The sequence below is a fragment of the Halomonas llamarensis genome (genome assembly GCF_023555005.1).
GTDB lineage: Bacteria > Pseudomonadota > Gammaproteobacteria > Pseudomonadales > Halomonadaceae > Vreelandella > Vreelandella llamarensis.
Map to the genome: position 1 here is coordinate 142,045 of NZ_JAMJPJ010000006.1, position 25,550 is coordinate 167,594.

18 protein-coding genes are annotated in these 25,550 nt (G+C 57.9%); 17 read left to right on the top strand and 1 reads right to left on the bottom strand.

The features are described 5' to 3' along the window. Nucleotides 1-225: 225 nt before the first annotated feature. The gene (locus M8006_RS06215) at nucleotides 226-1,557 is read right to left on the bottom strand and encodes an MBOAT family O-acyltransferase (protein WP_250080594.1); all 1,332 of its coding nucleotides are present in this window, start codon (nucleotides 1,555-1,557) and stop codon (nucleotides 226-228) included. Between the two features lie 426 nt (nucleotides 1,558-1,983). Here M8006_RS06215 and M8006_RS06220 point away from each other — a divergent pair, with 426 nt between their 5' ends. From M8006_RS06220 to M8006_RS06300, 17 genes are all read left to right on the top strand, one after another. Next, on the top strand, nucleotides 1,984-2,778 hold the full coding sequence (locus M8006_RS06220; RefSeq protein WP_250080595.1) for an ABC transporter permease: 795 nt from the start codon (nucleotides 1,984-1,986) through the stop codon (nucleotides 2,776-2,778). Then, nucleotides 2,775-4,082 (top strand): ABC transporter ATP-binding protein, encoded by a 1,308-nt coding sequence (locus M8006_RS06225; protein ID WP_250080596.1) that lies wholly within the window; start codon nucleotides 2,775-2,777, stop codon nucleotides 4,080-4,082. Before M8006_RS06220 ends, M8006_RS06225 begins: the two co-directional genes overlap by 4 nt. After that, nucleotides 4,082-7,573, top strand: coding sequence for a glycosyltransferase (locus tag M8006_RS06230; protein ID WP_250080597.1), 3,492 nt, complete (start codon nucleotides 4,082-4,084; stop codon nucleotides 7,571-7,573). Before M8006_RS06225 ends, M8006_RS06230 begins: the two co-directional genes overlap by 1 nt. Then, nucleotides 7,570-8,598 (top strand): glycosyltransferase family 2 protein, encoded by a 1,029-nt coding sequence (locus tag M8006_RS06235; RefSeq protein WP_250080598.1) that lies wholly within the window; start codon nucleotides 7,570-7,572, stop codon nucleotides 8,596-8,598. Before M8006_RS06230 ends, M8006_RS06235 begins: the two co-directional genes overlap by 4 nt. Further along, nucleotides 8,595-9,488, top strand: coding sequence for a hypothetical protein (locus tag M8006_RS06240; protein ID WP_250080599.1), 894 nt, complete (start codon nucleotides 8,595-8,597; stop codon nucleotides 9,486-9,488). Before M8006_RS06235 ends, M8006_RS06240 begins: the two co-directional genes overlap by 4 nt. After that, complete coding sequence (locus tag M8006_RS06245; RefSeq protein WP_250080600.1) at nucleotides 9,485-11,290, top strand: hypothetical protein; 1,806 nt, start codon at nucleotides 9,485-9,487, stop codon at nucleotides 11,288-11,290. Before M8006_RS06240 ends, M8006_RS06245 begins: the two co-directional genes overlap by 4 nt. Nucleotides 11,291-11,333: 43 nt before the next feature. Beyond that, complete coding sequence (gene gmd / locus M8006_RS06250) at nucleotides 11,334-12,368, top strand: GDP-mannose 4,6-dehydratase (RefSeq protein WP_250080601.1); 1,035 nt, start codon at nucleotides 11,334-11,336, stop codon at nucleotides 12,366-12,368. A gap of 51 nt (nucleotides 12,369-12,419) precedes the next feature. Beyond that, nucleotides 12,420-13,316, top strand: a complete 897-nt coding sequence (locus M8006_RS06255) for an NAD-dependent epimerase/dehydratase family protein (protein ID WP_250080602.1) — start codon at nucleotides 12,420-12,422, stop codon at nucleotides 13,314-13,316. A gap of 424 nt (nucleotides 13,317-13,740) precedes the next feature. Beyond that, a complete protein-coding gene (locus M8006_RS06260) occupies nucleotides 13,741-18,198 on the top strand; it encodes a DUF4214 domain-containing protein (RefSeq protein WP_250080603.1) in 4,458 nt (1,485 codons plus the stop codon). A gap of 104 nt (nucleotides 18,199-18,302) precedes the next feature. Beyond that, on the top strand, nucleotides 18,303-19,076 hold the full coding sequence (locus M8006_RS06265) for a SapC family protein (RefSeq protein ID WP_250080604.1): 774 nt from the start codon (nucleotides 18,303-18,305) through the stop codon (nucleotides 19,074-19,076). 55 nt (nucleotides 19,077-19,131) lie between these two features. Continuing rightward, entirely contained in the window at nucleotides 19,132-21,498 is a 2,367-nt protein-coding gene (locus tag M8006_RS06270) for a glycosyltransferase (protein WP_250080605.1), read from the top strand. Beyond that, complete coding sequence (locus M8006_RS06275) at nucleotides 21,498-22,415, top strand: glycosyltransferase family 2 protein (protein WP_250080606.1); 918 nt, start codon at nucleotides 21,498-21,500, stop codon at nucleotides 22,413-22,415. Before M8006_RS06270 ends, M8006_RS06275 begins: the two co-directional genes overlap by 1 nt. An 18-nt stretch (nucleotides 22,416-22,433) precedes the next feature. After that, the gene (locus M8006_RS06280; RefSeq protein ID WP_250080607.1) at nucleotides 22,434-23,426 is read left to right on the top strand and encodes a UDP-glucuronic acid decarboxylase family protein; all 993 of its coding nucleotides are present in this window, start codon (nucleotides 22,434-22,436) and stop codon (nucleotides 23,424-23,426) included. Beyond that, entirely contained in the window at nucleotides 23,374-23,787 is a 414-nt protein-coding gene (locus M8006_RS06285) for a DUF6447 family protein (RefSeq protein ID WP_250080608.1), read from the top strand. Before M8006_RS06280 ends, M8006_RS06285 begins: the two co-directional genes overlap by 53 nt. Nucleotides 23,788-23,951: 164 nt before the next feature. Then, a complete protein-coding gene (locus tag M8006_RS06290; RefSeq protein WP_250080609.1) occupies nucleotides 23,952-24,200 on the top strand; it encodes a hypothetical protein in 249 nt (82 codons plus the stop codon). A gap of 306 nt (nucleotides 24,201-24,506) precedes the next feature. Continuing rightward, nucleotides 24,507-24,848 carry a hypothetical protein gene (locus M8006_RS06295; protein WP_250080610.1) on the top strand — a complete coding sequence of 114 codons (342 nt, stop codon included), beginning with the start codon at nucleotides 24,507-24,509 and terminating at the stop codon, nucleotides 24,846-24,848. A 269-nt stretch (nucleotides 24,849-25,117) separates the two neighbouring features. Then, nucleotides 25,118-25,550, top strand: a 433-nt coding sequence (locus tag M8006_RS06300) for an Rpn family recombination-promoting nuclease/putative transposase (protein ID WP_250080611.1), incomplete at its 3' end; no start/stop codon positions are given.

Consider the following 25,550-nt stretch of genomic DNA (forward strand, 5'->3'; position numbering starts at 1 on the left):
GAGCCCGCCAGTACCACTATCTTGGGAGACGGTAACGCATTGGCGATGTCCCGCTTATAGTGGATCGACTCGATAATCCACGCATTGTTAGGGTGAGGCTGGCCGAGTTGGCCCGCCCAAATGACAACCCATAAGGTAAATACCATCAAGCCGCCAGACGCCACTCCCTTCAAAAAACGAACCATCTACAAATTCCCTTGGAACGGCATGAAACTTCAATAGGCCCTAGAAGTTGAAATAAAGAAACGCCTGGCTGGGCAAGTCAACCATAGCCTTGATAACCACCAATATTATCCCGCCTACGACAGCACCTTGCCAGAAATAATGAGGTGGCTGCCCAAGCCGCCTTGCCCAGGCCATGCTGTTCGGCATGAACAGGACAATCAGCGTGGCCACGACTATCAACAGCCCTGGTGAGCGCAGCGTCATGACCCCCTGGCTTAGACCGGTAGCCAGGTCACCGAGTGCCCCCCAATGCCACACGGAAAGACCTGAATACAACGCCCAGGTATGTTCAAGGCTTGTTGCTCGGAAAGGCACCCAGGCCAGCATGACGCCCACAAAGGTCACCCCCCCCCCCGCCCAGGTAGGTAACCGAAAACCTATGCACCGTTGCCACACCACCAGCCACACCAGCAGGGCACCGTGCAGGCCACCCCATAGGAGAAATTGCCAGCCCGCGCCATGCCAAAGCCCACCCAGCAGCATCGTCACCATCAAGGCAAACAGGTGGCGCGGTAAACCATGGCGGCTACCGCCGAGTGGGATATACAAATAGTCGCGAAGAAAACGCGAAAGCGTCATATGCCAGCGCTGCCAGAAGGCTTGAATGTTGTGGGCGCGATAAGGAGACGCAAAATTCTTGGGCAGTCGTATACCAAATAGCAAGGCCAGGCCAATGGCCATGTCCGCGTAGCCAGAAAAATCAAAATAAAGCTGTAAACCATACGCCCAGCCCGCCATGAGCGTATCGCCCGCCACGATTGAAGCAGCAGGCGCGCTATAAAGTTGGTCGACATAAGGGGCGAGATTATCCGCAACTAGCAGCTTTTTCGCCAAGCCCAACGACAATAAAAACAACCCCGTTTGTAACTGCGAGCTGGTCGGTGCGCCAAGCATGGCAAGCTGCGGTAAGAGGTCTCGGTGATGGACAATGGGGCCTGCGACCAACTGCGGGAAAAAGGTGACGAATAGCCCATAGTGCTGCCAGGAACCACGCTGGGTGATGCCACGATACACATCAACCAGAAAAGCGATTTGTTGAAAAGTAAAAAACGAAATGCCTAATGGAAGAACCAGCGGGGTGATACGCGAAGCATCAACGGGCAGTGGCGACAAGAAAAAAAGGGCATATTTAAACCAGCCAAGCAGCGCCAGGTTAGCGGCAACCCCCAGCCACAACCAGGATCGTCGGCCGCTCGCAAGATGCCCCGCCAGCCAGTAATTGAAGGCCACGCTCCCCAACAGCAAAGGCAGCAACGAAATATCCCAGAAACCATAGAAAACCAGCGAGGAAAACCCCAACCAGCCAACTAGGTAGCGAGGCTCCTGATACAAAGCCAGTAGTCTGTAAACACACCATACGAGGGGTAGAAAAACGAAAAGAAACAAAGGGGTACTGAAAACCACAAGACGTTTCCACAGCAAAAGGAAAAAACGACTGGCAAAGGTAGCATAAAAACCGTTGCTGACGTAGTTGTCCGAGCACGTGAACCTCATCCTTTATCGGCGGCGTGCAACTAAACATGCTCAAGCAGTGTCATGACCGTTGGCAAATACGGTCGGTGATTTTTATCTCATCGTCATGGTGAATTTTGCTTGCCAAAAACGCATGCCAACCTGTTAAAGCGCGTGAGCTGATAATGATGAGTAACATCATCTAGCGGGATTAACCGACAGCGACGCTGGTTAACGCCCTGCGCTATGACTTACCATAGCGCACGTTTTTGTTTCGCAACCGCAAGGGTGCCAAAAGGTAACGGAATGTTGGAATCACTGAAAGGAACATGGCGCTATCGCCAGTTCATTACCACCTCGATCCGTCACGAGCTGGTAACACGCTTTGCCCGCAGCCGCATTGGCGGCGCATGGATGATCATTCATCCGCTCTCGATGGTACTGATTTACGCGCTCGTGCTATCGGCAGTGCTGGCCGCCAAACTGCCCGGTATTGATAGCCAATACGCCTATGCCATTTACTTGACGGCAGGGATGCTTGGCTGGAGCCTGTTCAGTGAAATACTCAACCGTTGCCTGGGTGTTTTTATTGAAAACTCCAACCTGATGAAAAAGCTGGTGTTCCCCAAGGTAGCCCTGCCCGTGATTATCACCGGCTCCTGTTTGATCAATAACCTCGCCCTGTTTGTGGTGATTCTAGTGGTATTTGCCATATTGGGCCATTTCACGCCCAGCACGCTGCCCTGGTTAATCGTGTTGACCGGCATTACCGTGTTACTGGCGCTGGGTCTGGGGCTATTATTAGGCATCCTGAATGTCTTTATCCGCGATATTGGTCAGCTTATGCCCATCGTCTTACAGTTTCTTTTCTGGTTTACCCCCGTGGTATACCCGGCGGAAATTGTCCCCGAGGCATTACAGACACTGATAGCGTTCAACCCACTGTTTCACTTGATTGGTGCCTACCATAGCGTACTGGCTTACGGCCACGCGCCGTCGGTAGCGGCTCTGGTCGGTCTAGCCGTCCTGGGCGCAGGGTTACTGTTTGTCAGCGCCATACTGTTTCGCAAGGCCAGCCCGGAAATGGTGGATGCCCTATGAGTCAATCACCTCATCAACAATCTGAGACACAGTCCACGACTCATACTCGACCCAAACCCCTGTTGGAAATACGCGAGCTAGGCAAGGCCTACCGCCGTTACCCCAACGAACTGATGCGTGTTGCCAGCTGGTTCAGCGCGATCAAGCCTTTAGAAGAAACCTGGATACTGCGCGACGTCAACTTCGACATCGCCCAGGGGGAAGCCGTAGGCATCGTGGGCCAAAACGGCGCGGGCAAGAGCACGTTGCTTAAAATGATTACCGGCACGCTGCGCCCCACCGAAGGGTACATTCGCACCCACGGCCGCGTAGCGGCGATTCTGGAGTTGGGGATGGGCTTCAATGGCGAGCTGACCGGTCGCCAGAATGTGCTTCACTCGGCAGGCTTGATGGGCTTTACCCACGCCCAGATAGACGACGCTATGGAAGACATAGAAGCTTTTGCCGAAATTGGCGACTATTTCGACCAACCCATGCGCGTCTATTCAAGCGGCATGCAAATGCGCGTGGCGTTTTCGGTCGCCACCGCCTTCCGGCCGGAAGTCCTTATCGTCGATGAAGCGCTCTCGGTCGGCGATGCCTACTTCCAGCATAAAAGCTTTGACCGCATACGCGAGTTTCAGCGCCAGGGCACGTCGTTGCTGATTGTGTCCCATGATAAAGCCGCCATCCAAAGCCTTTGTGACCGCGCTATTTTGCTGGACCAGGGCAGAGTGCTGGAAGATGGCCTGCCCCAGGACATCATGGACTATTACAATGCCATCATCGCCCAGAAAGAAAACGCCAAGGTAGAAATCACCCCGCTGGATAGCGGTCAGATTCAAACCCGCTCAGGCTCCGGGGAAGCCAGCGTCAAACAGATCAGCCTTCACGCTACAAATGGCAACGCGCTGGATGTGGTCGATGTCGGGCAGCCGGTGGAACTGCGTATCGAGGTGGCCATTCATGCCGATCTGCCCGAGCTCGTGGCGGGCTACAAGCTCAAAGACCGTGTCGGCCAGGACGTGTTTGGCACCAATACCTGGCACACCCATCAGGTGGAACGCCAGCTCAACGCCGGTGAAACGCTCACTTATTGCTTGCGGTTTAACGCCAACCTGGGGCCCGGTAGCTACTCGGTATCGTTGTCGCTGCACAGAAGCGACACCCACTTAACCCACAATTACCAATGGATTGACCATGCGCTGGTGTTTCAGATGGTCAACATGGAAAAAGACTTCTTCTTGGGCACCAGTTGGGTGATGCCCACCATTCAATGTGAACGGAAAACCGCGAAAAGTTCAGCACCTAACGAGTCAGTTTAATGGATTTCTATACTCGCTTTACCAACCACTTTCGTGGCGAAAAGGACGCTATCAAAGAGCGCCTTACCGTCTATGTACCGCTGTTGGCGCCCATCATGGCGCGCTACCCGGACGCCCAGGTGGTCGACCTTGGCTCTGGCCGGGGCGAGTGGCTGGAACTCATGCGGGAAAATGGCTGGCCCGCCAAAGGTATCGACACCAACGAAAGCATGGCCCAGGCGTGTAACGAAAGCGGTCTGCTTGTTGAAGTCAACGACGCCCTAACCGCTCTGCAGCAAACAGAAAGCGACAGCCTGGCAGCCGTCACCGGCTTCCATATTGCCGAGCATATTCCCTTTGATAGTCTTGTCACCTTGATCCAGGAAATTCATCGGGCGCTATTGCCCGGCGGCGTGCTGATAATCGAAACCCCCAACCCGGAAAACCTGACGGTTGGGCTGTGGAGCTTCTACCTCGACCCCACTCACAAGCACCCGCTGCCGCCGCCGTTATTGCACTTTGTGGCGACCGATTCAGGCTACGCGGAAGCCAATATCCTGCGTCTCAACGGCCCCCAGCCGCCGGAAGACAATGCGCCGCTGCGTCATTACCTTGACTGGGTCGTCTCGGCCTACCCGGACTACGCGCTGATTGCCCACAAGCAAACCGATCAAGCCAGCGCCCCCTGGTTCGACTACCTCGACAAGCGGACCGAGGCCCAGCAGGGCAGCTTGGAAATCCTCGCCAGTAAAATCGATGAGCAAACTGAACAGCTGGCGCAAAACCAGCAAGCGTTGGATACACTGCGACAAGAGAAGCAGCTGCTGGAACAGCATAACGGCCACCTGGAACACCACCTCAACAGTGTGCTGCAAAGCCGCTCGTGGCGCATCACTCGCCCGTTGCGCAGCGTAATGGGATGGCAACGCCAGTCGTCGCAAGCCACCGGAAAGCTGCTACGACGCTTGGCGCAAATCCCCTGGCTGAAACGGCTGGCGCTCAAGGTATTGAACCGTTTTCCGGCCCTTAAAGTGCGCATATTAAGACGCATGGCAGCCGGTGATGGTCTGTTCAGCCGGGCAGGTCAGTTCAACGAAGAAGACTTCCAGAACCTGGACCCGGAGATTACCGCGACGGTGCGCCAGGAAGCGCTCACGCTGCGCGATGCTCCGCTCGCAAGCCCCGCAGTGCCGCTGAAAGGCATCCGGTTGGAAGGCCACATCAATGGCAGCTACAGCCTGGCCGCCGTCAACCGCCATCTGCTTACCCGTTTGCACGCAAGCCACTACGCCCCGGCGCTTTGGCTGGCGCCCCACGAGGACGAACCCGAAGCCCGGGTGCGCACGACCCCTGGCGGCGAGCAAGACGTTGCCCAGCTAAACGCGCTCACCGAGCCCTCAGCATGGCAGGCGCTTGAAGAAACCCAGCGTATTGCGCTGTACCACCACTACCCGCTGATAACCCCTGACACGCAGCATGGGCTACCCGTGGCGCTGTTCTTCTGGGAAGAGTCCTGGGTGCCCAGCGACATGGTCGCCACCCTGAACGACCATTACGCGGGCGTTGTCGTCACCGCCTGGTTTGTCAAGAAAGTGCTCATGGACAGCGGCTGCACCTTGCCCATCCATGTGATCGCGCTGCCGCTGGTCGCCAACCCCCATGCCGCCAATGCCCATGCCCGCGATTTACAGCGCGTCAGCCAGCAGCAAAGCGTGAACCTACTGCACGTTTCGTCAGCCTTTCCGCGCAAGGGCGTCGATGTATTGCTGCAGGCGTTTGAGCAATTGGCGACCGACGACCCCGCGCTGACGCTGACCCTCAAAACCTTCCCCAACCCGCACAACCAGGTCGAGGCATGGGTCGCGCAATACATAAGCGAGCCACACCGCGCGCGCCTGCACGTCATCATGGAAGACTACGACGCCGCGCAGATGGCTGCGCTCTACCAAGAAGCCGATATCGTCGTGTTGCCCACCCGGGGCGAAGGGCTCAACATGCCCGCCATTGAAGCGGGCGAATTCTCCCGTGCGCTGGTCGTCACCGGCTACGGCGCGCACACGGATTTCACCCCGGTGGAGCACTCGGGCTGTATCAACTACTGCTTCGACCACGCCCAGTCGCACTTCAATGCAGGCCAGGCGGTGTGGGTCGAACCCAGTGTGGCAAGCTTGGTACAGCAGGTACAGCATCAGGCCCAAACGCTACGTCAGGGCGGCGCAAGTGCCACGCGGGCCGCCAGCAAGCTGCATGGCGCCATGCAGGCGCGCTTCTTCTCGCCAAGCGCGGTAGATTCCGTGATGGCAGCGCTTGGTCGCCTGCGGACAAGCGCTCAGCTAACTGAGCCACCGCTGTCGTTAAGCCTCTACACCTCCTGGAACGAACCCTGCGGTGTCGGCCAGTACAGTGCCCACCTAGTGGATGCGTTACAAGCCGCTGATCCAGCGTTTAGCTTCTCGATCAATGCCCCGCAATTTAGCAACGGCCAGCAGCCATCATCGGCAGAGCAGGAGCGGTCCCTGAACGTCAAACGTGACTGGCAGCGCGGCCAAAGCCCCTCGCTGGCAGACGCCATCGGCAATGTCGTTTGGCTGCAGCATCACTTTGCGTTCTACGAACTGGACCACACGCTGCAAAAGGAAGTGCAGCAAAGCCGCCGTCAGGGTAAGCGGGTGTATATCACCTTGCACACCACCCGCCCCGTGGTCGACTTTGACACCGCCCGCCGGCGCACGGTAGCCGCCACGCTCGCCGAATTTGACCGCGTGTTTGTGCACACCCTGGATGATTTGAACTACCTCAAGCGCATCGGCATTACCGACAACGTCACGCAGATCCCCCAGGGCGTGGATACCACGGGCGACCCCACTCAGGCGCCCGGCGGCGATCAGGCACCCCGAATTGGCAGCTTTGGCTTTCTGCTGCCGCATAAAGGCGTGAACACCTTGATTGAAGCCTTTGCCGTCCTGCGCAAGAAGCAGGCGCTACCGGAAGGCAGCATCTTGCGACTGGTCACCTCCGTGCGCGATGAACAAAGCTCCCAGGAAGAGCTGGCCCGCTGCCAGCGCACCGCCCAGCGACTGGGGGTCGACAACCACATCGAATGGGAAACCGGCTTCCTGGCGCTGGAAGACGTTCAGCAGCGCCTGGCCGAATGCAACGCCTTGGTGCTGCCGTACCAGTACACTCAAGAATCCAGCAGCGCGGCGGTACGCACCGCCGTCGCCGCCTGCCCGAACATACTGACCACCCCGGCACCCATTTTTGACGAAGTTAAAGACGTGGTATGGCAGACCCGCGGCTTCGATAGCCACGACATTGCCGCAGGCATCACCCGGGTCCTCAATGCCCCAGAAACCGAGCGCAACACCTACCATCAAGCCCGCCAGGAATGGCTGGATGCGCGCCAATGGCCGCGCCTGGGCGAGCGCTACCATCAACTCATGCAGGCCGCGCTTGTCGACCTTGCATTCGTCAGCGCGAGTCAGCACTCATCGCACAGGGAGGCGTCTTGAAACTCATTATCCAGATACCCTGCTACAACGAAGCAGAAACACTCGGTCTGGCCTTACAGGCACTACCCAGAACAGTGCCGGGCTTCGACACGGTCGAATGGTTGATTATCGATGACGGCAGCGTGGATAAAACCGTCAGCGTCGCCGAGCAGAACGGTGTTGACCACATCGTGCGTCATGCCCACAACCAGGGGCTGGCACGGGCCTTCACCACCGGCATCAATGCCTGTTTGCACTGCGGCGCAGATGTCATCGTCAATACCGACGCCGACAACCAGTACGATGCCAGCTGCATTCCCGATCTGACCCAGCCGATTGTCGATCAAAAGGCCGACCTGGTGGTGGGTGAACGGCCGATCGCCACTATCGAGCATTTTTCCCCCGTCAAGAAAATGCTGCAAAAGCTCGGCAGTTGGGTCGTGCGTAAAGCCAGCGCCAGTGATGTGCCCGACGCCCCTAGTGGTTTTCGCGCCATCTCCCGCAGCGCCGCCCAGCGTCTGGTGGTTTTCAGCGACTACACTTACACGCTGGAAACCCTGATTCAGGCCGGTCAAAAAGGCATGCGGATTGTTTCCGTACCGGTCAATGTCAATGAAGATCTGCGCCCCTCGCGGCTCGTCAAAAGCATTCCCATCTATATACAGCGCTCGATCATGACCATCGTGCGCATCTTCGTTATCTATCGGCCATTTCGCTTCTTTGCCAGCATCGGGCTGGTTATTTTTGGCTTGGGTGTGCTGCTTGGCCTGCGTTTTCTTTGGTACTACCTGACCGGCAGCGGGGCAGGGCATATCCAGTCGGTCATATTGGCCGGTGTGCTACTCGGCATGGGCTTTCAGACCATACTGGTCGCTTTTTTGGCCGACCTGCTGAGCGCCAACCGCAAGCTGCTGGAAGAGCTGCGTGCCCGAAGCCTGCGCCAGGAACTCAACGACCCGCCCGAAAGCACCGCTTACCGGCATACGCTGGAAGAGCCGCAGGAAGACGCCCAGTCGGCTGATCCAGCGTCCCACAAGCAGCCATGAAGGCAAGTTTTGTCGCGTACAAGCCCCGTCTCAAGAAAGCGCTGCACATTGTTGGCGGCCTGCTGGCGCTGGCAAGCCTCTACTTCGTAGGGCAGAAGCTCTATCACGACCGCCACGACATCGACCTGAGCCAGCTCAGCGCACAGTTCGTGATCGTTTTAATCGTGCTGGGGGGCGTCATCGGGATGGCCAATATTTGCCTCGCGCTAGCCTGGCACGCCCTGCTGCGCTACAAATCGATCGCCGTGACCCGGCGCTGGAGCATCACCACCTACGGGCTTTCGCAACTCGCCAAATACGTGCCTGGCAATATAGCCCATCTGGCCGGCCGGCAGGCGCTGGCAGTGGCGGCCGGGCTGCCCGGCTGGCGCCTGGCGGGGGTGATGGTGCTGGAGTTGGCCATACAGGCCGTGGCGGCCAGCGTGTTCGGGCTGTTGGTCCTGCCGCTGATCGTGCCCGGCATACCCGCATGGCTGGCGGCAGGACTGTTCTTGCTTGCCACTCTCGGGGGCGGGTTCGCCGTGCGGCGGGTCAGCCGCGATATCGCCATGGCGCTGCTTTACAACGGCGGGTTTCTAGCCGCCTCGGCTAGCGTATTTGTGGTTATATTGCTGGCGTTGATGCCATCCCCGCTCTCCGTTGGCTGGCTGGTGGCCATCGGCAGCAGCTTTGTTATCGCCTGGTTGATAGGCTTTGTGACCCCCGGTGCGCCCGCCGGGATAGGTGTTCGCGAACTGGTGCTGCTGACGCTGCTGGGTGCCCATCTTCCCGAGCAGCCGCTGCTGCTGGCCGTTGTATTGTCACGCCTTGTCACCGTGGGGGGGGACCTCCTCTATTTTGCCCTGGTAGGAGTGGCAAGGCTCTATCATCATCAGGAAACCACCCCATGAAGGATCAGGATGCGCCACTGGCGCGCGTGAGTGGCCGTGCCCTCGTTGTCATGCTCGGGTTTGCCCTGTTCATTGGCCTGCTGGTGGTACACGGGGCGCTGCCCGGCATCTCCGTGCCCACCCTTGGCCAGGCCAACTGGATGCTCGGTTTTGCCGAGTCCATGGCCCAAAACGGCCTATTCTCGGTGTATGCCACCCATTTCGGCGGCCCCGAGCCCGCACCGATTGCCTTCGGCCTGGCCGGTGCCTGGCCAACCGCCCTCGGCCTGCGGCTCGGCCTTGCGCCGGAAAATGCCTTCACTGCCATGTATGTCGCTTGGCTCGGCGTCGCGTTTTACGGTGCTTACCGGGTGGCGCGCCATTATCGCGTTCGCCCAGGCCTTGCTTTGCTGGCAGCCAGTGCCTGGTTGACGCTGCCCATGGTGTGGTGGCACTCCCAGTACTCGACGCTGGCCCTGGGGATTGCCCTGTTACCCGCGTATCACGGCGTTCTGCTCGCCGTTATCAATGCCCGAGGGCAGGGCAGTGCAGCGCGTTGGGGCCGCTACGTGCTGTATCTTGCCATGGCGATTATCGCCGTCTTCATGGACGGCTACACCTTCATGATGGCTGCCTGCGGCACATCGCTGCTACTCCTCAGTCACTTATGGTATAGCCGCGCCCATTGGTGGGCTGAAGCAACACGTCTGTTGCCGCTCCACGGCATTGCGTTTGCGCTGGCCTACCTGCTGTTTAGCCGCTACATCGGCCAAAGCCATTTTGACGGAGCCTCGCTTGCGTTTTTCCGCGGCTGGGGGATGGATCTCACCTACCTGCTGAGGCCCAGCGCCGGTATTAGCTGGCTCTGGGACACCTTGCACCTCAGCCAGGTCCGCGACATAAAGCACCATTTCGGCGACAACTCGGTATGGAATACCACCTTTTTACTGCCGTTGCTTATCGTCGCCGCTTTAGGCGTATACGCGGCCCGGCAGTTGCGTATCCAGTGGTTTGGCTGGCTTGCCATCGCACTGTTCGGATTTTACATGGCGCTTGGCCCGTCGCTCAAGGTCAACGACACCCGGCCTGCGGATATGCCGGGGCAGCCCTCGCACATGGCCGCCGAGCACGCCACGCTACCCACCGGCAGCGCGTTCGTTTCAGGCCACCTGCCAGGGTTCAACAACATGCGCGCCGCCTACCGCTGGGCGGCCCTTGGGGCGCTGGGTGCCTGGGCGCTGCTGCTGCCGCTACTGGCATACCACCAAACGCGCCGCTATCACCTGCTCGCCGCGCTCCTGGGCGTGCTGATTGTCAGCCACCTGCCGCACCCCGAGCGATGGCAGGCCACCCGGCAATACCACGCCGCCATTAGTGATATTCGCCACACCCTAGTGCCTGCGTTGGCGCGCGACTTGAGCCCCGGCGAGCGAGTCTTCTTCATTCCTTACCGCAACGATTTTCTAATCAACTTTATCGCCCCTCAGCTGGGTATTCACGCCTATAACATTGGCGGTGACAAGAATTTGGCCCTCGCCAAGCGTCACTGGCCCCAGCCGCTGCGCGAGGTAGCCATACGTGGCTGGCCCGAGACGCCTGAACAGGCACTGCCCGCCATGCTGCGCCATCCCCAAATCGACACCCTTGTCGTGCCGTACCACGACATGCTCTGGGCGGCCCATATCTGGCCCGTCGACACCACGCTAAAGCCAGGCCTTCAACCGCTTGTCGAGGCGCTGAAAGCGGTTGAAGCGCTAACGGTTATCGAACGTGACGACTATGCTATTATCCGCTTATCAGCGCCTTCTTCAGCGCCCGAATGAACATTATCAACTGACACCACCCCATTGAAACAAAGGCCAACGCATGGAGAACACAGCTGCGATTGTTACCGGCATTACCGGCCAGGACGGCGCGTATTTAGCCGAGCTGCTGCTTGAAAAAGGCTACACCGTGTACGGCACCTACCGCCGTACCAGCTCAGTCAATTTCTGGCGCATGGAAGAACTGGGGATTGAAAACCACCCCAATTTGCACCTGGTAGAGTACGACCTCACCGATCTGTCATCCAGCATTCGTTTGTTGCAGCGTTGCCAACCGCGTGAGGTTTATAACCTGGCGGCGCAAAGCTTTGTCGGCGTCTCCTTTGACCAGCCGATCACCACCGGGGAAATCACCGGCCTGGGGGCGGTCAATCTGCTCGAAGCGATCCGCATTGTGGACAGCACCATCCGCTTCTATCAGGCCTCCACCTCCGAGATGTTCGGCAAGGTTCAGCAGGTACCGCAAACCGAGGCCACCCCGTTCTACCCGCGCAGCCCCTACGGTGTTGCCAAGCTCTACGCCCACTGGATGACTATCAACTATCGCGAATCGTACAACCTGTTCGCCACCAGCGGCATTCTGTTCAACCACGAGTCACCGCTGCGTGGTCGCGAGTTTGTCACCCGCAAGATCACCGACGGCGTTGCCCGCATCAAGCGCGGCAAGCAGAGCCACCTGGCCCTTGGCAACCTGGATGCCAAGCGCGATTGGGGCTACGCCAAGGAATACGTCGAAGGCATGTGGCGCATGTTGCAGGCGGACACCCCGGATACCTACGTGCTGGCCACCAACCGTACCGAAACCGTTCGCGATTTTGTTACCCTGGCGTTCAAGGCAGCCGATATTGAACTACGCTGGGAAGGCCAGGGCGAAAACGAAACCGCCACCGACGTCGCGACCGGCAAGCAGGTGGTAGTCATCGACCCCCGGTTCTACCGTCCCACCGAGGTAGAGCTGTTGATTGGCGACCCCGCCAAGGCCTACAACGAACTGGGCTGGTCACCGGCTACTAGCCTGGAAAGTCTGTGTAAAATGATGGTCGAGGCTGATCTGGTACGCGTTGCCACCGGCAGCTAGCGGTCCGTCACCTCGACAAGTGAACAAACACGCCATTGCCAAGGAGTCACCATGCCAACGTGCCTGGTAACGGGCGGCAGCGGGTTTACCGGCCGCTACTTGATTGCCCACCTGAAGCACCAGGGCCACCGCGTGGTGGCCCTGGCAAGCGAACCCTGCGGTGCCGATGCGTACCACGCTATCGCACTGGAGGATGAGCAAGCCCTCAACACCCTTATTCAGCAGGAAGCCCCGCAGCACGTTTATCACCTGGCTGCGCTATCCTTTGTCGGCCACCCTAAGCCGTTGGATTTTTACCGCGTCAACGTGCTGGGTACTGAAACCCTGCTGAAAGCCCTGAGCGCGCTGCTTACACCGCCGCGGGTACTGCTAGCTAGCAGCGCCAACGTCTACGGTGCCAACGGCCAAGCCACCATTGACGAACACGTTCCCCCTGCGCCGGTGAACCACTACGCCGCCTCCAAGCTGGCCATGGAGCACATAGCCCGCACCTACGCCGAGCGTCTGCCGATGTTGATCGCCCGGCCCTTCAACTACACCGGGCCAGGGCAGGCCGAGCACTTCCTTGTGCCGAAAATCGTGCGCCATATCAAGCAGCGGGCAACGTTTATCGAGCTGGGCAATACCCACGTCAGCCGTGACTTCAGCGATGTACGCGATGTGGTAGCGGTTTACGCCCAGTTGCTGGCCGACTGGCCCCGCCAGGCCACCAGCGGTAGCATTCTTAATATTGGCAGCGGCGAAGCGGTGTCGCTGAACACCCTGATCGAAAAGCTGCAACATATCGCCAATCATCGACTGGAAATTCGCGTTAACCCCGCCTTTGTCAGGGCGAATGATATTCCAGAATTGAAAGCCGGTACCCGGCGGCTGGATGCCTGGGTGCCCAACAGGCCACGGCACACGCTGGATGACACCCTGACTGCCATGTGTGAGAGTGACGTCTAGGATGAAAGGCATCACAATGGAAACGCTGTTTTTTATTGGCAAGAGACATTATCTATGGCAGGCTTAGCAAGTGCTAAGTTAATAATTAACGCACTGGCCTGGTTAAAAAATAATCAATTTGTCGCTTGTGGGTCAAAAAAAGGCCTAACTAAATGTACAATCAAGTTACATTCGTTTTTTACTAGTCTCATGTTATTGACTTACTATAAGCGCTGCGGGTAAAACATAGCAGCGATATGTGCGTGTCGGCGATAAGCGATCTCAATATAAGCGACGATGCTTAAGCTGACACACAACGGATGAGAATTAGCGTTGATAGATATCAACCTAATCTCTGGAGCGAGGCCTCGCTCACGGCCGCGCAGTCCATTTAGGATCAACCGCGGCTAATGTCGATTCGACACTTAAATATGGAGTTACATCAATGGCTTTATCAGATACCCAAATTCAGCAGCTATACACGGCCTACCTGGGTCGTCCTGCTGACCGTGAAGGCTTGGAGTACTGGCAGGACCAAAACGTCAGCGAATCTGAGCTGCGTGCGAATCTGGCCAACGACAACCAGCCGGAATACGTTGCCCTTTACGGTGATCGTACCCGCGAAGAACTGGTGACGGCTGTTTACCAAAACATGTTTGGCCGTGAGCCGGAAGCCGAAGGCCTTGACTACTGGGTCAATGGCGGCGGTGCATCCGTACCTGCCAGCGAACTTCAGCAGTTGTTCATCAATGCCGCATCTCCCGCTGATCGCGCTGCATTTGATGCTCAGGTAGCTGAAGATCTGGAAAACGTGCCAGATCCAGGCGTTCCGGGTGATACCTTTAGCCTCACTGCAAGCACCGACCGTTTCATCAACGATGATGCCGGTACAGCTGACAACGACAGCTACGAAGCTTACCTGAGCCAGAACCCGATGGCGGGTGGCGTGTCTAACACCCTGTCTTCTGCTGACCGTATTGACGGCGGCGCGGGTGACGACAGCCTGTACGCCGAAGTTGTTCCTGAGTTCTTTGGTGTGACCGGCGGCAACCAGATCGACATTCAGCCGACTATCACCAATGTTGAAAACATTGAGTTTGAAGCCCGCGATCTCGGTGGTAACACCGCTAGTGGCGGCGGCACGGTTACCGTGGATGCCAAGAATATCCAGGGCGTTAATACCATCGGTTCTACCCAGTCTGACGGTGATCTGGTCATCGAAAACCTGACCACGCTGGACAGCAACGGTAATGCGCGCAATACCGAAGACATGACCATCAGCATGGATCACACCGATAACTTCAACAGCGATGGCGACGCGTCTGATCTGACCGTCTACTTCGATGAAGATTATCTGCTGTCTGGCGAGACCACGTCTGTTTCTCAAGCCAACTACTGGCTGCTCGACGAAGACAGCGCAGACTACATTAACGCGCCGCTGCTCAACGTTGAGCGTAACGGTGTGTCTCTGGAAATCGACGGCACGCCGGTTGTTATCGAAATGGATGCAGCTGTTGCTGCTGCAGCTGACACCTGGGTGTCCTACGGTGCTGCTCTGCAGGCGCGCATCGACGAGATGGTGGCTAACGGCAACACCGCGTTGGAAGACATCACGGTAGAAGTCGATGAAAATAACCTCGACTCCACCTTCAACGATGACGGTATCGAAGTCGACATCCCGGCGATCACGTTGATCGACGCGCGAGGCCGTGACCTGGTGCCGACTGGCTTCGTCACGCCGGAAAACGCCACGGGTCAGTTCGACATCTACGGTAACTTCGACAACGTTGTATCTGAGCAGACTCAGAACCCCGTTACCGTTAATGCTGACCTGCACAAGGTGGGTCGTGAAGGCGAAGGCGGCAACCTGATCATCGGTGGTAAGTCTCAAGACGAAGGCGAAGGTGAAGGCATCGAAGTCTTCAACATCGACGTGCTAGGCGAAGACGACAAGCCGAGCAACCTGGGTCAGATTGCTTCTACTAATGGCGCGCTGCGTACCGTTAACATCGCGACAGCCGCTGAGTTTGTTGCTAGTGAGACCCACGCCAGCCTGACCGTCCGTGGTGAAGGTGTTACGCCGTTCGGTGGCACGGTTGATATGATCAACGCCACTGAGTTCCTGGGCGACCTGACCATCGGTAACGAAACTGCTGCCCAGGACGTTAACACCCTGAACGCTACTGGCGGTGGCGATGTCGAGTTCAACGCCAGCATCACCAGCGAAGGTGTGTACAACTACACCACCGGCGCGGGTGAAGATACCGTCGATGTCAGTTTGAACACCGACGCCATCGACACCATCGGTACCAGCCTGAGCATCAATACCGGCAGCGCCGCTGATCAAATTACGCTGACTACCGATACCGAAAACGCTTCTCAGCAGACCATGGCCGAGCTAGACAACGTCAGCATCAATGCCGGTGAAGGCAATGATTCCGTCAATGTCAACGGCAATGTGCTTACCGACATCACAGCCGGTGCAGGTAACGACTATGTTGTTATCAATGCCGATACTGCTAGCGGCTCCAATGGTGCTTGGACCTTCGGTCAGAACTCTGGCCCGCAGAACTTTGGCGAGCGTGTCCTGTATCAAGCCGAATTGACAGTGACTTTCGCCGGTTTTGAAAGCACTGTATCTGTGCCGACTGATGCAGAAGGCAACTTTGTTGCTACTCAGCTGGAAATCAACGAAGCGATTATCGATGCTATCGACTCTCACGCTGACCTGGCTCGTTTGCTCAGCACCGGTGAAGGCGAAGCTGCTCGTGAGTTGACGGTTACGTCTCTGGTTCAAGGTGAGAACGATCTCTCCATCGAGATCGAACAACCGACCGTTGTGGCGTCCAATCCGACTGCTGGCCAAGTCGCCGTCGGTGGAAACGACGTTAGCGACCTGGTTCAAGGTCTGATCGACACCACCACACTGGATTCCAGCAACTTCACCAATGGCGCGACCGACGTAGCCGCTGAGTTTGGTAACCTGAACTACAACGGTAACGTTGATGCCAACGGTGGTACTACTGCTACGCCTTATCAGAACTTCTCTGCAGGTACTGATTTTGCTTCCGCCGATGGTACCGGCAGTGTCAACTTCTCTGTAATCAACATGGGTACTGGTGCAGAAGACCTGCTTGTCCTTGATGACAACGAAAACAGCTCTAACGTGCTGGAAGTTGACGGTGCCTTCGGTCACGTTAGTGTGGTGAACTTCCACGATACGTCGCCGAATGATCTTTCAGGTAACAAGAACAACGTGGGTCTGCACGCGCTTGACTTCACTGCGTTGTTGGATAATGAAGAAGATCCGTCTACTTCTACGACTAACACTCAGTCCGCAACTGACATTAACGTGACGCTGCGTGATGGCAACAATCAGCTGAGTAACCCAACGGCGCAGAATACCAGCAATGCGACCGCTAACTCCGTCAACATGGCGCGTTTTGATACGGCGGGTAACACTACCAATATCACCTTCGATTCACTGACTGCAGCAGACTTGGTCAGCGAAATGAATGGCAACAACGCGAACTCCGCATTCGACCAAAACCTGGAAGCCCAGGCATTTGGTACGACTCTGATCGGCGACACTCAGAAGCACATTGTAATGATCGAGAACGATCAGAACCTTGGTGAATACAAAGTGTTCTACGTAGAGTCTACCGTTGACCAGAGTGGTACCGTGGTTAATGGTGACTTCGATGCAGGTTCTGCTCAAGAGCTAGGCACGATGGACTTCGGTGCAAGCATCAACTTCAACCTCGTCGGCAACGATGATTACGAAGCTGAGCTTGAGCGTCTGATCGCTGATGCGGATAGCCGTCTGCTGAACGAGTTTACGCTGGAAGAAGCACTAAACGCGAGTCAGCTGCCGACGAACTACAACATCACAACAGATGCCACGTTTGACGCAGGTACTGTAAGCGTATCTGCGGCTCAATCGGCCTACACAGAAGTTGAGACCATCCTGGATGGTGCTTTGAACTCGGGTGCCCTGGACATTAACACCGTGTTTGATTGGGTCATTGAAGACGGCCTCTCGGTCATCCTTGGTGAAAATGCCGGTGGCAGTGCAGTTCTCAGCGGAGCTACCACCATCACAGCCAACGACGTCGGTACCGGCGAAGCGCTTACCCTGGCTGGCCTGACCGATACGGCTGCAGGTACTTCTATCAACTTCGCTGATGATGCTGCGACGCTGACCGAAGCTCAGGTGCTGACGATCACTGGCACTGGTACAGGTGAGTTTAGTCTTGCTCTGACCGCTGCTGACGCGATCACTGTCACTGGTGTGACTACCGGATCGAACGACTTTGCTGAAGCAGACGCGATCGACCTGCTGGACACGAACGATACCATCGAGTTTGATGGTGGTATGGCAACGCTGCTTGCAGCCAACTACACTAGTGTATTTGGTAATGGCGTCAACGCTACTGCTGGCGACGCGATCACCGTGATAATGCCTAACGGGTCCCCTGTCGCAGGTACTGCTGCTGACGACACGTTCGACTACACAGGTGCCGAAACAGCTGCTGGCGGCACCAACGTCACTGATTTTGGCACTGGTGGTACTGACACGATCGATCTGATCGATGTTAACGCCGCTACTACGTTAACCGAAGGTCCAACCTTCGATATGGGTGACGACGCCGTGTTCTTCTTGAGCACTAGTAATGCTGGTGATGCAGACGGCGATACTGCTGCAGCTACGGCTATGAGCACAGCGTTCAACAATGACGTTGACATGGCTGACTCGTTTGTTGTTATTGCTGATGACGACTCCAGCGCTATCTACCAGGTAACCAACACTGGTGGTGATTCGGATGACATCGTTGCTGACGATCTGACATTGATCGGCACCGTCGATTCAGTTCTGACAACTGCGAACATTGATGTCGCTTAATCCCACTTCCTAAGTGAGATGCCTATCTACGGATAGGTCAACGCAAACAGAACCCGCCTCTTCGGAGGCGGGTTTTTTACTTTTACGATAAGTAAGGAGCCGCTATGACCGAATGGATCGCGCTATCCCGCACAAATCATGCCGAGCATACGTATGCCCCGCGTGAGGGCTACGGCCACGCCAGCGGGCAGGTGATTGCCCCGGTGATGCTGGCCGAGTTGCCTAAGCTGCTGCCGCACTACGTGGTGGGGTTTCTGGCCGGTGACGATGGCCTGTTGCCCGTCGCCGTGCTGGGCGTGGAGAAAGACCAGAACCTTTACCTGCACCCCGATGGCCGCTGGTTGGCCAAGTACGTGCCTGCCACGCTACGGGGGTACCCGTTTGTGCTGGCCAATAACGGCAAGGGCAAAGGCGATAAAACACTTAGCATCGCCGCCGATCACCTGCTGGAACACGGCGGTAAGCCGTTGTTTGATAACGGCGAACCCGCCAAGCCCGTGGCTGATACCTTGGCGTTTCTGACACAATGTGAAGGCAACCGACAAGCGACCCTCAACGCCTGTCAGATGCTGGAAAAAGCCGGTGTGCTTTCCCCGTGGACGCTAACCGTACCCATTGGCGAAGGCCATAAGCAGGTCAACGGCCTCTACCGCGTGGATGAGCAAACCCTCAATGCCCTGGACGCCGAGACGTATGCCACGCTGCAAGGGGCGCCGATGCAACTGGCCTACGGGCAGCTCTACAGCATGGCCCAGGTGGATCAGCTCACCCAGCGCCACGCCCTGCAGGAGAAACTGACCCACACCCAAGCCCCTGAAAACCTGGACGCGATGTTCGGGGAAGGGGACGATGAGCTGGAATTTGATTTCGATAGTTAGCTAGACTGGGCGCACACCCTGACGCCCACCGTTTCACTACCTATAAGCGAACGCGATGCCAGCTTCCTCGCCAACCCCATTGCCCCACACGGCAACGCCACCAACGTCAGACCTCACCACGGCCGTGCAGGGCCGCCCCCTGCATGTGCTGTGGGCCAACGCCTACTGCCTGATGGATACCGCCAGCGGGGCGGCCATGGCCGTGCGCGAAATGCTGCGCCAGCTGGACCGGCGGGGCGCCAAAGTGTCCATCGTGGGCGCCACGGTATTTGATGACCCCAGCGGCACGGCGAGGTTCGGCGCGCAGTGGACGTCGCTTGATGCCAGCACCAAGCCCGTGATCACCGTCAAGGACCCGCCGTTAACCCACCTGCTGGTCAAGACCGCCAGCACCCAGCGTTCAAGGATGACCGCCCGTGAAGAAGCCCTCTGGGTGAGCCTGTATCGCAAGGTGCTGGAGGAAAGCCCGCCCGACGTGGTGTATTACTACGGCGGCCACATGATGGATCTGCTGATTGCCGACGAAGCCCGTCAGCGCGGCATACCCTGCGTGGCGTATCTGGCCAACGGCAATTACCACGACACCCGCTGGTGCCGCGATGTCAGCATGATTCTTACCGACAGCCACGCCACCGCCAGGCATTATCAACAACGCCTGGATATTGCCCCGCAGCCGGTGGGGGCGTTTATCGACCCCGCGCCGGTGGTGGCGGCGCACACAACCCGCGAGCGGCTGCTGTTTGTCAATCCGCTGCTCGAAAAAGGCGCGGCGGTGGTCATCCGGCTGGCGTTGGAACTGGAGACCCGCCGCCCGGATATCGTCATCGAAGTGGTCGAATCACGCGGGCATTGGCAAGGGCTATTAGCCAAGATCACGTCGCAGTGGGGCGAGCCGCGCCATTCATTGAGCAACGTGGTGGTCACGCCCAACACCCCCGACATGCGCCCGGTGTATGCTCGCGCCCGCGTCCTGCTGGCCCCCAGCCTGTGGTGGGAAAGCTTTGGCCGGGTGGCCGCCGAGGCCATGCTCAACGGTATTCCGGCGGTGGTCACCCAGCGGGGCGGGTTACCCGAGGTGATCGGCAACGCCGGTTTGACGGTTAACCTGCCCGAAGCCTGCTACCAGCCGCCCTATGCCCAGGTGCCCTCGGCCGCGCAGCTGAAGCCGGTGATCGAGCGCATCGAGCGCTGGTTTGACGATGAGGCCTTTTATCGCTCGTACGTTGAGCGTGCTTACGCGCAAGGCCAGCAGCACCGTATTGAAAACAGCACCCAGCGCTTGATCGACGCCTTGCTGCCGTTAGCCCTTCAGCGCCATCAGCCACGCCACAATGCCAACAGCCTGGCGCCGCCCCTGCGCGTAAGGCGCATACTGTTGAATAGCTTTGTGGGCGGGCCGGGCAGCATGGGCCGCGTTGGCTACCATGCGCTAAAGCACTTGGTAAACCGCGGCTACGAAACGCACCTGTTGCCCTTCAGCAACGATCAGGCTGCCGCGTACTGGGACGACGACACCCGCCAGCGGGTGACGGCGAATCCGGCGGCGTTGGCGGCTGACCAGCAAATCAAGTTTTGCTCGGTTCGGGAAGCCGGGCTGACCCGTTACGCGCGCCACGTAACGCCCTGGTTTTTTCACGATGTCGACGGCCTGTCGCCACGCATCGTTACCGCCATCAACGCCAACGATGCGGTGTATACCTCAAGCCACTTCATTCGCGATATCTTTATCGCTCACGGGGTGCGCGTGCCGGTCACCGTGCTGGGGCATGGCGTTGACCCGGCGCACTATCGTTATACCCAGCGCACCGTCAACGGCCCCTTTACCTTCTTGTGTGTGGCCGAACCCACGCCGCGCAAGAACCTGACCATGCTGGTGCGCGCTTTTCAACGCGCTTTTGGCAAGCGGGCCGATGTGCGTTTGATCCTCAAGACCGCGCTGCACGACGCCACCGCGTTGCGTCAGCAGTGCGCCAACGCCGCGAATATCGAGATCGATGCGCGAGCGTTGCGCCATGAGCATGACATGGCCGCCCTCTACCAGCAGGCCCACTGCTTTGTGCTGCCCACGCGCTTTGAAGGCTTTGGGATGCCGTACCTGGAAGCCATGGCCACCGGGCTGCCGGTAATCGCCACCCACTACAGCGGCCATCTGGATTTTTGCCGCCCGGATAACAGCTATCTGATCGACGTGAAACGCATGGTTGCGGCGGATACCACCTGCTTTCCCTATCTGCCCGGTTGGTGGGCCGAACCCGACGAAGACCATCTTGTCAGCTTGATGCGCGAGGTGCTGGGTGATTACGACTGCGCACTGGCGGTTGGCCGAAAAGCCCACGAGCACGCGGTGGGCGAGTGGACCTGGCAAGCGCAACTGGATAAGGTGTTCCCCGGCCCTGATTCACCCGCCAAGGATATGCGCTAATGCCCACGCCCTGTGTCAGTATTGTCATGCCGGTTTACAACCGCGCCACGCAGGTGGCCTCGGCGATCGACAGCCTGCTCGCCCAAACCTACCGTGATGTTGAGTTGATCATCGTCGACGATGGCTCCACCGATGGCACCGTGGATGTCATCACGGCGTATGCCGCCAATGATGCGCGGGTGCGCCTTTTGGCCTTGCCCGCTAACGGGGGCCAGGGCCTGGCCCGGGCGATCGGCACCGACGCCGCCCGCGGGCGGTATATCGCGGTGATGGACTCCGACGATATAGCACTGCCTCACCGCCTGGACACCCAGGTCAAGTGGATGGATGCCCACCCTGAGGTCACGCTGGCTGGGGCCCATGCCACTAAGGTCATGGCGGATAAATCGCTGGCCATGCAGCTGCCTACGGGTGACGGTGAATTGAAAGCCCGCCTGCTGCTGGTCGATGGGGTCTTGGTGCATCCGACCGTGATCATGCGCCGTGATTTCCTGCTTGAGCACAACCTCAACTACAGCGCCGAACGTCGCGGCGATGACGACTACGAGTTTTTCAACCGCATGATGGCGGCCGGGGCCGTGTTCGCCAATATGCCTGAAACAGTGCTGGAGTATCACCGCCACGGGGGAAACATCAGCGCCAACACGCCGCGCCTGGAGCAGGACAAGACCCCGCTGCGGCGTTTTTTGCTGGGCCATTATTACCCTGACTTGACCGGCCGGGAGGTGATGGCGCTTGCGCGTATCATGCAGCGGTCGTTGACGCTAAGCACGAAACAAGCCTATGCGGGGCTGATCGCGGCGGATAAAGCCATGACCCTGCAGCACAGTGTCTTTGGGGAAGACCACCAGGTGCTCAATGCCATCATCATGCAGTATGTAAAACGCTTGACGCAGGCGCTCAATAAACAAGTTTAATAAACAACAGGAGGCGTGATGCGCCGTTATCTTGTGACCGGCGGGGCAGGGTTTGTGGGCTCGCACCTCTGTGACCGCTTGCTTGACGACGGGCACGCCGTGCTGTGTATCGACAACCTGGTGACCGGCGCGTCTCACAACGTGGCCCACCACGCTGATAATGCCCACTTCGTGTTTTGCTACCATGATGTGGTGCGCCCGCTTGGCGCCGGTGACGTCAACGGTATCGACGGCATCTTTCATCTGGCCTGCCCGGCGTCGCCCGCCCATTACCAGCAGGCACCCATCAGCACCACGCAAACGGCGGTGGTGGGTACGCTGAACCTGCTGGACATGGCGCGCGCGCAAGGCATTCCGATCGTGCATGCGTCGACGTCGGAAGTGTATGGCGACCCCCGCGAACACCCGCAAACAGAAGCTTACTGGGGGCATGTCAACCCTACCGGCCCGCGTGCCTGCTACGATGAGGGCAAGCGTTGTGCTGAGTCGCTGTGCTTTGATTATCACCGCCAGCACGGCGTGGCCGTAAAGGTCGCGCGTATCTTCAATACCTATGGCCCGCGCATGCAGCTGGACGACGGCCGTGTGGTCAGTAACTTCATTCGCCAGGCGCTGCAGGGCGAGCCGATGACGCTTTACGGCGATGGCCAGCAGACCCGCAGTTTTTGCTACGTTGACGATCTCGTCGACGGCCTGGTGCGTTTGATGAACACCCCGGACGACATCACCGGCCCGATGAACCTGGGCAACCCCGGCGAAGTGAGCATGCACTATCTAGCCCACTTGATCGGCGAACGCATGCCCGCGCGACCACCGCTACGTTATTTACCCTTGCCAACAGACGACCCCCGGCGCCGCTGCCCGGATATTCAGCGAGCGCGCAAGCAACTGGGGTGGCAACCCCGTATTTCTCTGGAAGCCGGACTCAATCTCACGCTGAATGCTTTCCAGAAACGTCTTGCCCATCATCTGCGCGCATCGGTTCTCGACCATTCCCCTCAACCTGATTGACCGTTTAGCCGAGGCACACGCCAATGCTGATCACGCCCAAGCCCGCCAGAACCTGGACGAGATGTTCGGGGAAGGGGATGATGAGGTAGAATTTGATTTCGACAGTTCATTCAACACGACAGTAAGGAGCCACTTCATGGCCAAGCAAGAGACACAACAGAAAGCCGCGACCGTGACCATCGACGGCACCGAGTACAACCTCAATGATCTCACCGATAACGCCAAAGCGCAGCTGACCAACCTGCGCGTGACCGATCAGGAAATTGAGCGGTTGAACCAGCAACTGGCGATTGCCCAGACGGCACGCCGGGCGTATGCCAATGCGTTAGCGGAAGAATTGCCTAAGCAGACGAAGCACTGAATATTATGTTGAAAGTGACGTTATTACTCGCCACCGCCATGCTATTAACCGGCTGTGGCGGCGTGCCGCTCGTACCGTGTATTTGATGTGCCTCGGATGCGTGAGCTAGCCCCGTTGCTTCTTTCGGAATGCAGGGTGGGCAGACAACCAGAGGAGAGCCGGTGATGTCTCGTTGGCGACACTATATCCGCAGCTTGCCTTGGCGCCTGTCGTTTGCCGTGCCGATGGCCATCGGTGGCTACCTGGCCGTGGTAAAAACGACCGCGAGTTCTCCCGAAGAAGGTGCCTGGTTTGGTGCCGTGCTGGCGTTTATTTGCCTTTGGCCGGGAAAGCGCGGCCGTCGTTTGGCACCGCACCATGCGTTCGATCATTCTTCTTCTCAGGATGGCGGTGATGGCGATGCCGGTGATTGAGTGAAGCTCTATCCAGGGCATCTGTATGGTTGTGTACCGTTCGTACCGATTATTTGATCAAAGCGTCAATGCCGCCCTGTGCGGCATTTTATGTCGCTACCCGATAAATCTCCCCTACCTCACGGCATAAGCGCGTCCCAGTGGCCGCGATGAGTTGCTAAACTAGCGCGATGACGGCTTATCCCGATTCCCAAGGCCCTGATATGGCTCCCGTTCCCTCTGGCTGCCCGCACGGTTTTGTTAGCTGTTCGGCATCAACTATCTTGTTCGGTCCGCCACCCGGCAAAGCGACGCAGGATACGCACGGTGTTACAGGAACTGGTGCATCGCGTATCGGCCCTAGCAGGCATGTGTTGGTCGATTGAGACGATATCGGTGGTCAAAAAATACTTGCTGGCGATGATAGGGAAAGTGTCGCCGCCGACATCGGTGGTGATGGCCCAGATCCACGCCAAACGAGTAAAAGACGGCGCCACGCGCAAGGATGTCAACATTGCCCTGATTCGGCTGCTGTATGAACGGGGCTACCGCCGCGAGCAAATCGTGAGACTGTTTAACATCATCGATTGGATGCTCCAGTTGCCCGAGGCGCTGGAACCCGAGTTTGTACAAGCGTTTAACGCTATAAAAAGCACATGCCTTATGTGAATACGATTGAGCGCGTTGAGCGAGCGAAAGCAGTGCATGAAGGGGTGGGCGCAAACAGATAGCTCTGAAATTTGGTGAGTTGCCGGACTGGGCTGACAAGCGCATTGCCTCTGCTTCTGATGCACAGCTCGATGACTGTATCTGGTTTTTTTATTTTGATGGCTCCCCGCTGTAAGGCGGTGATACCGTTTGCTTGGCGCATCACGCGGTAAGGCGCCTTGGCGAGCCGGGTGCTGTGGTAGTATTGGGGTATTGAGATAAGAGTTTCCATGAGCGAGCTACTCGATCCCACCAACGACTATGTCTTCAAGCGGCTGTTTGCTGAAGCGCCTGATTTGTTGGTGGATCTGATCAACGATCTGCGCCCGGATTTGCCTGATATTGCGTCCGTTGACATCAGCAACCCCAACATCGAGCCGGCCGAACTTAACGGCAAATACATCATCCTCGACGTGCTGGCCCGCGATGGCGGCGGCAACTGCTGTAATGTCGAGATACAGGTACGCCGTTACTGGGCCTGGCACAAACGGGGGTTATTCTATTTAACCCGCACCTTGGGTAACCAGCTGAGTGTTGGAGAGGACTACGAAGAGTTGCGCGCTTCGGTGGGCTTGCATTTGCTCGACTTCGATCTGTTTACGGAATCCGCCGCTGAACGTGAGCAAGCGATTTGGCGCTTCGAGATGCGCGATGAACGTCAGC

Excerpts from the sequence above, each read along its gene's own strand:
- M8006_RS06220 (WP_250080595.1), top strand. The coding sequence starts at position 1,984 with ATGTTGGAATCACTGAAAGGAACATGGCGCTATCGCCAGTTCATTACC.
- M8006_RS06225 (WP_250080596.1), top strand. The coding sequence starts at position 2,775 with ATGAGTCAATCACCTCATCAACAATCTGAGACACAGTCCACGACTCAT.
- M8006_RS06230 (WP_250080597.1), top strand. The coding sequence starts at position 4,082 with ATGGATTTCTATACTCGCTTTACCAACCACTTTCGTGGCGAAAAGGAC.
- M8006_RS06240 (WP_250080599.1), top strand. The coding sequence starts at position 8,595 with ATGAAGGCAAGTTTTGTCGCGTACAAGCCCCGTCTCAAGAAAGCGCTG.
- M8006_RS06245 (WP_250080600.1), top strand. The coding sequence starts at position 9,485 with ATGAAGGATCAGGATGCGCCACTGGCGCGCGTGAGTGGCCGTGCCCTC.
- gmd (WP_250080601.1), top strand. The coding sequence starts at position 11,334 with ATGGAGAACACAGCTGCGATTGTTACCGGCATTACCGGCCAGGACGGC.
- M8006_RS06255 (WP_250080602.1), top strand. The coding sequence starts at position 12,420 with ATGCCAACGTGCCTGGTAACGGGCGGCAGCGGGTTTACCGGCCGCTAC.
- M8006_RS06260 (WP_250080603.1), top strand. The coding sequence starts at position 13,741 with ATGGCTTTATCAGATACCCAAATTCAGCAGCTATACACGGCCTACCTG.
- M8006_RS06265 (WP_250080604.1), top strand. The coding sequence starts at position 18,303 with ATGACCGAATGGATCGCGCTATCCCGCACAAATCATGCCGAGCATACG.
- M8006_RS06270 (WP_250080605.1), top strand. The coding sequence starts at position 19,132 with ATGCCAGCTTCCTCGCCAACCCCATTGCCCCACACGGCAACGCCACCA.
- M8006_RS06275 (WP_250080606.1), top strand. The coding sequence starts at position 21,498 with ATGCCCACGCCCTGTGTCAGTATTGTCATGCCGGTTTACAACCGCGCC.
- M8006_RS06280 (WP_250080607.1), top strand. The coding sequence starts at position 22,434 with ATGCGCCGTTATCTTGTGACCGGCGGGGCAGGGTTTGTGGGCTCGCAC.
- M8006_RS06290 (WP_250080609.1), top strand. The coding sequence starts at position 23,952 with ATGTCTCGTTGGCGACACTATATCCGCAGCTTGCCTTGGCGCCTGTCG.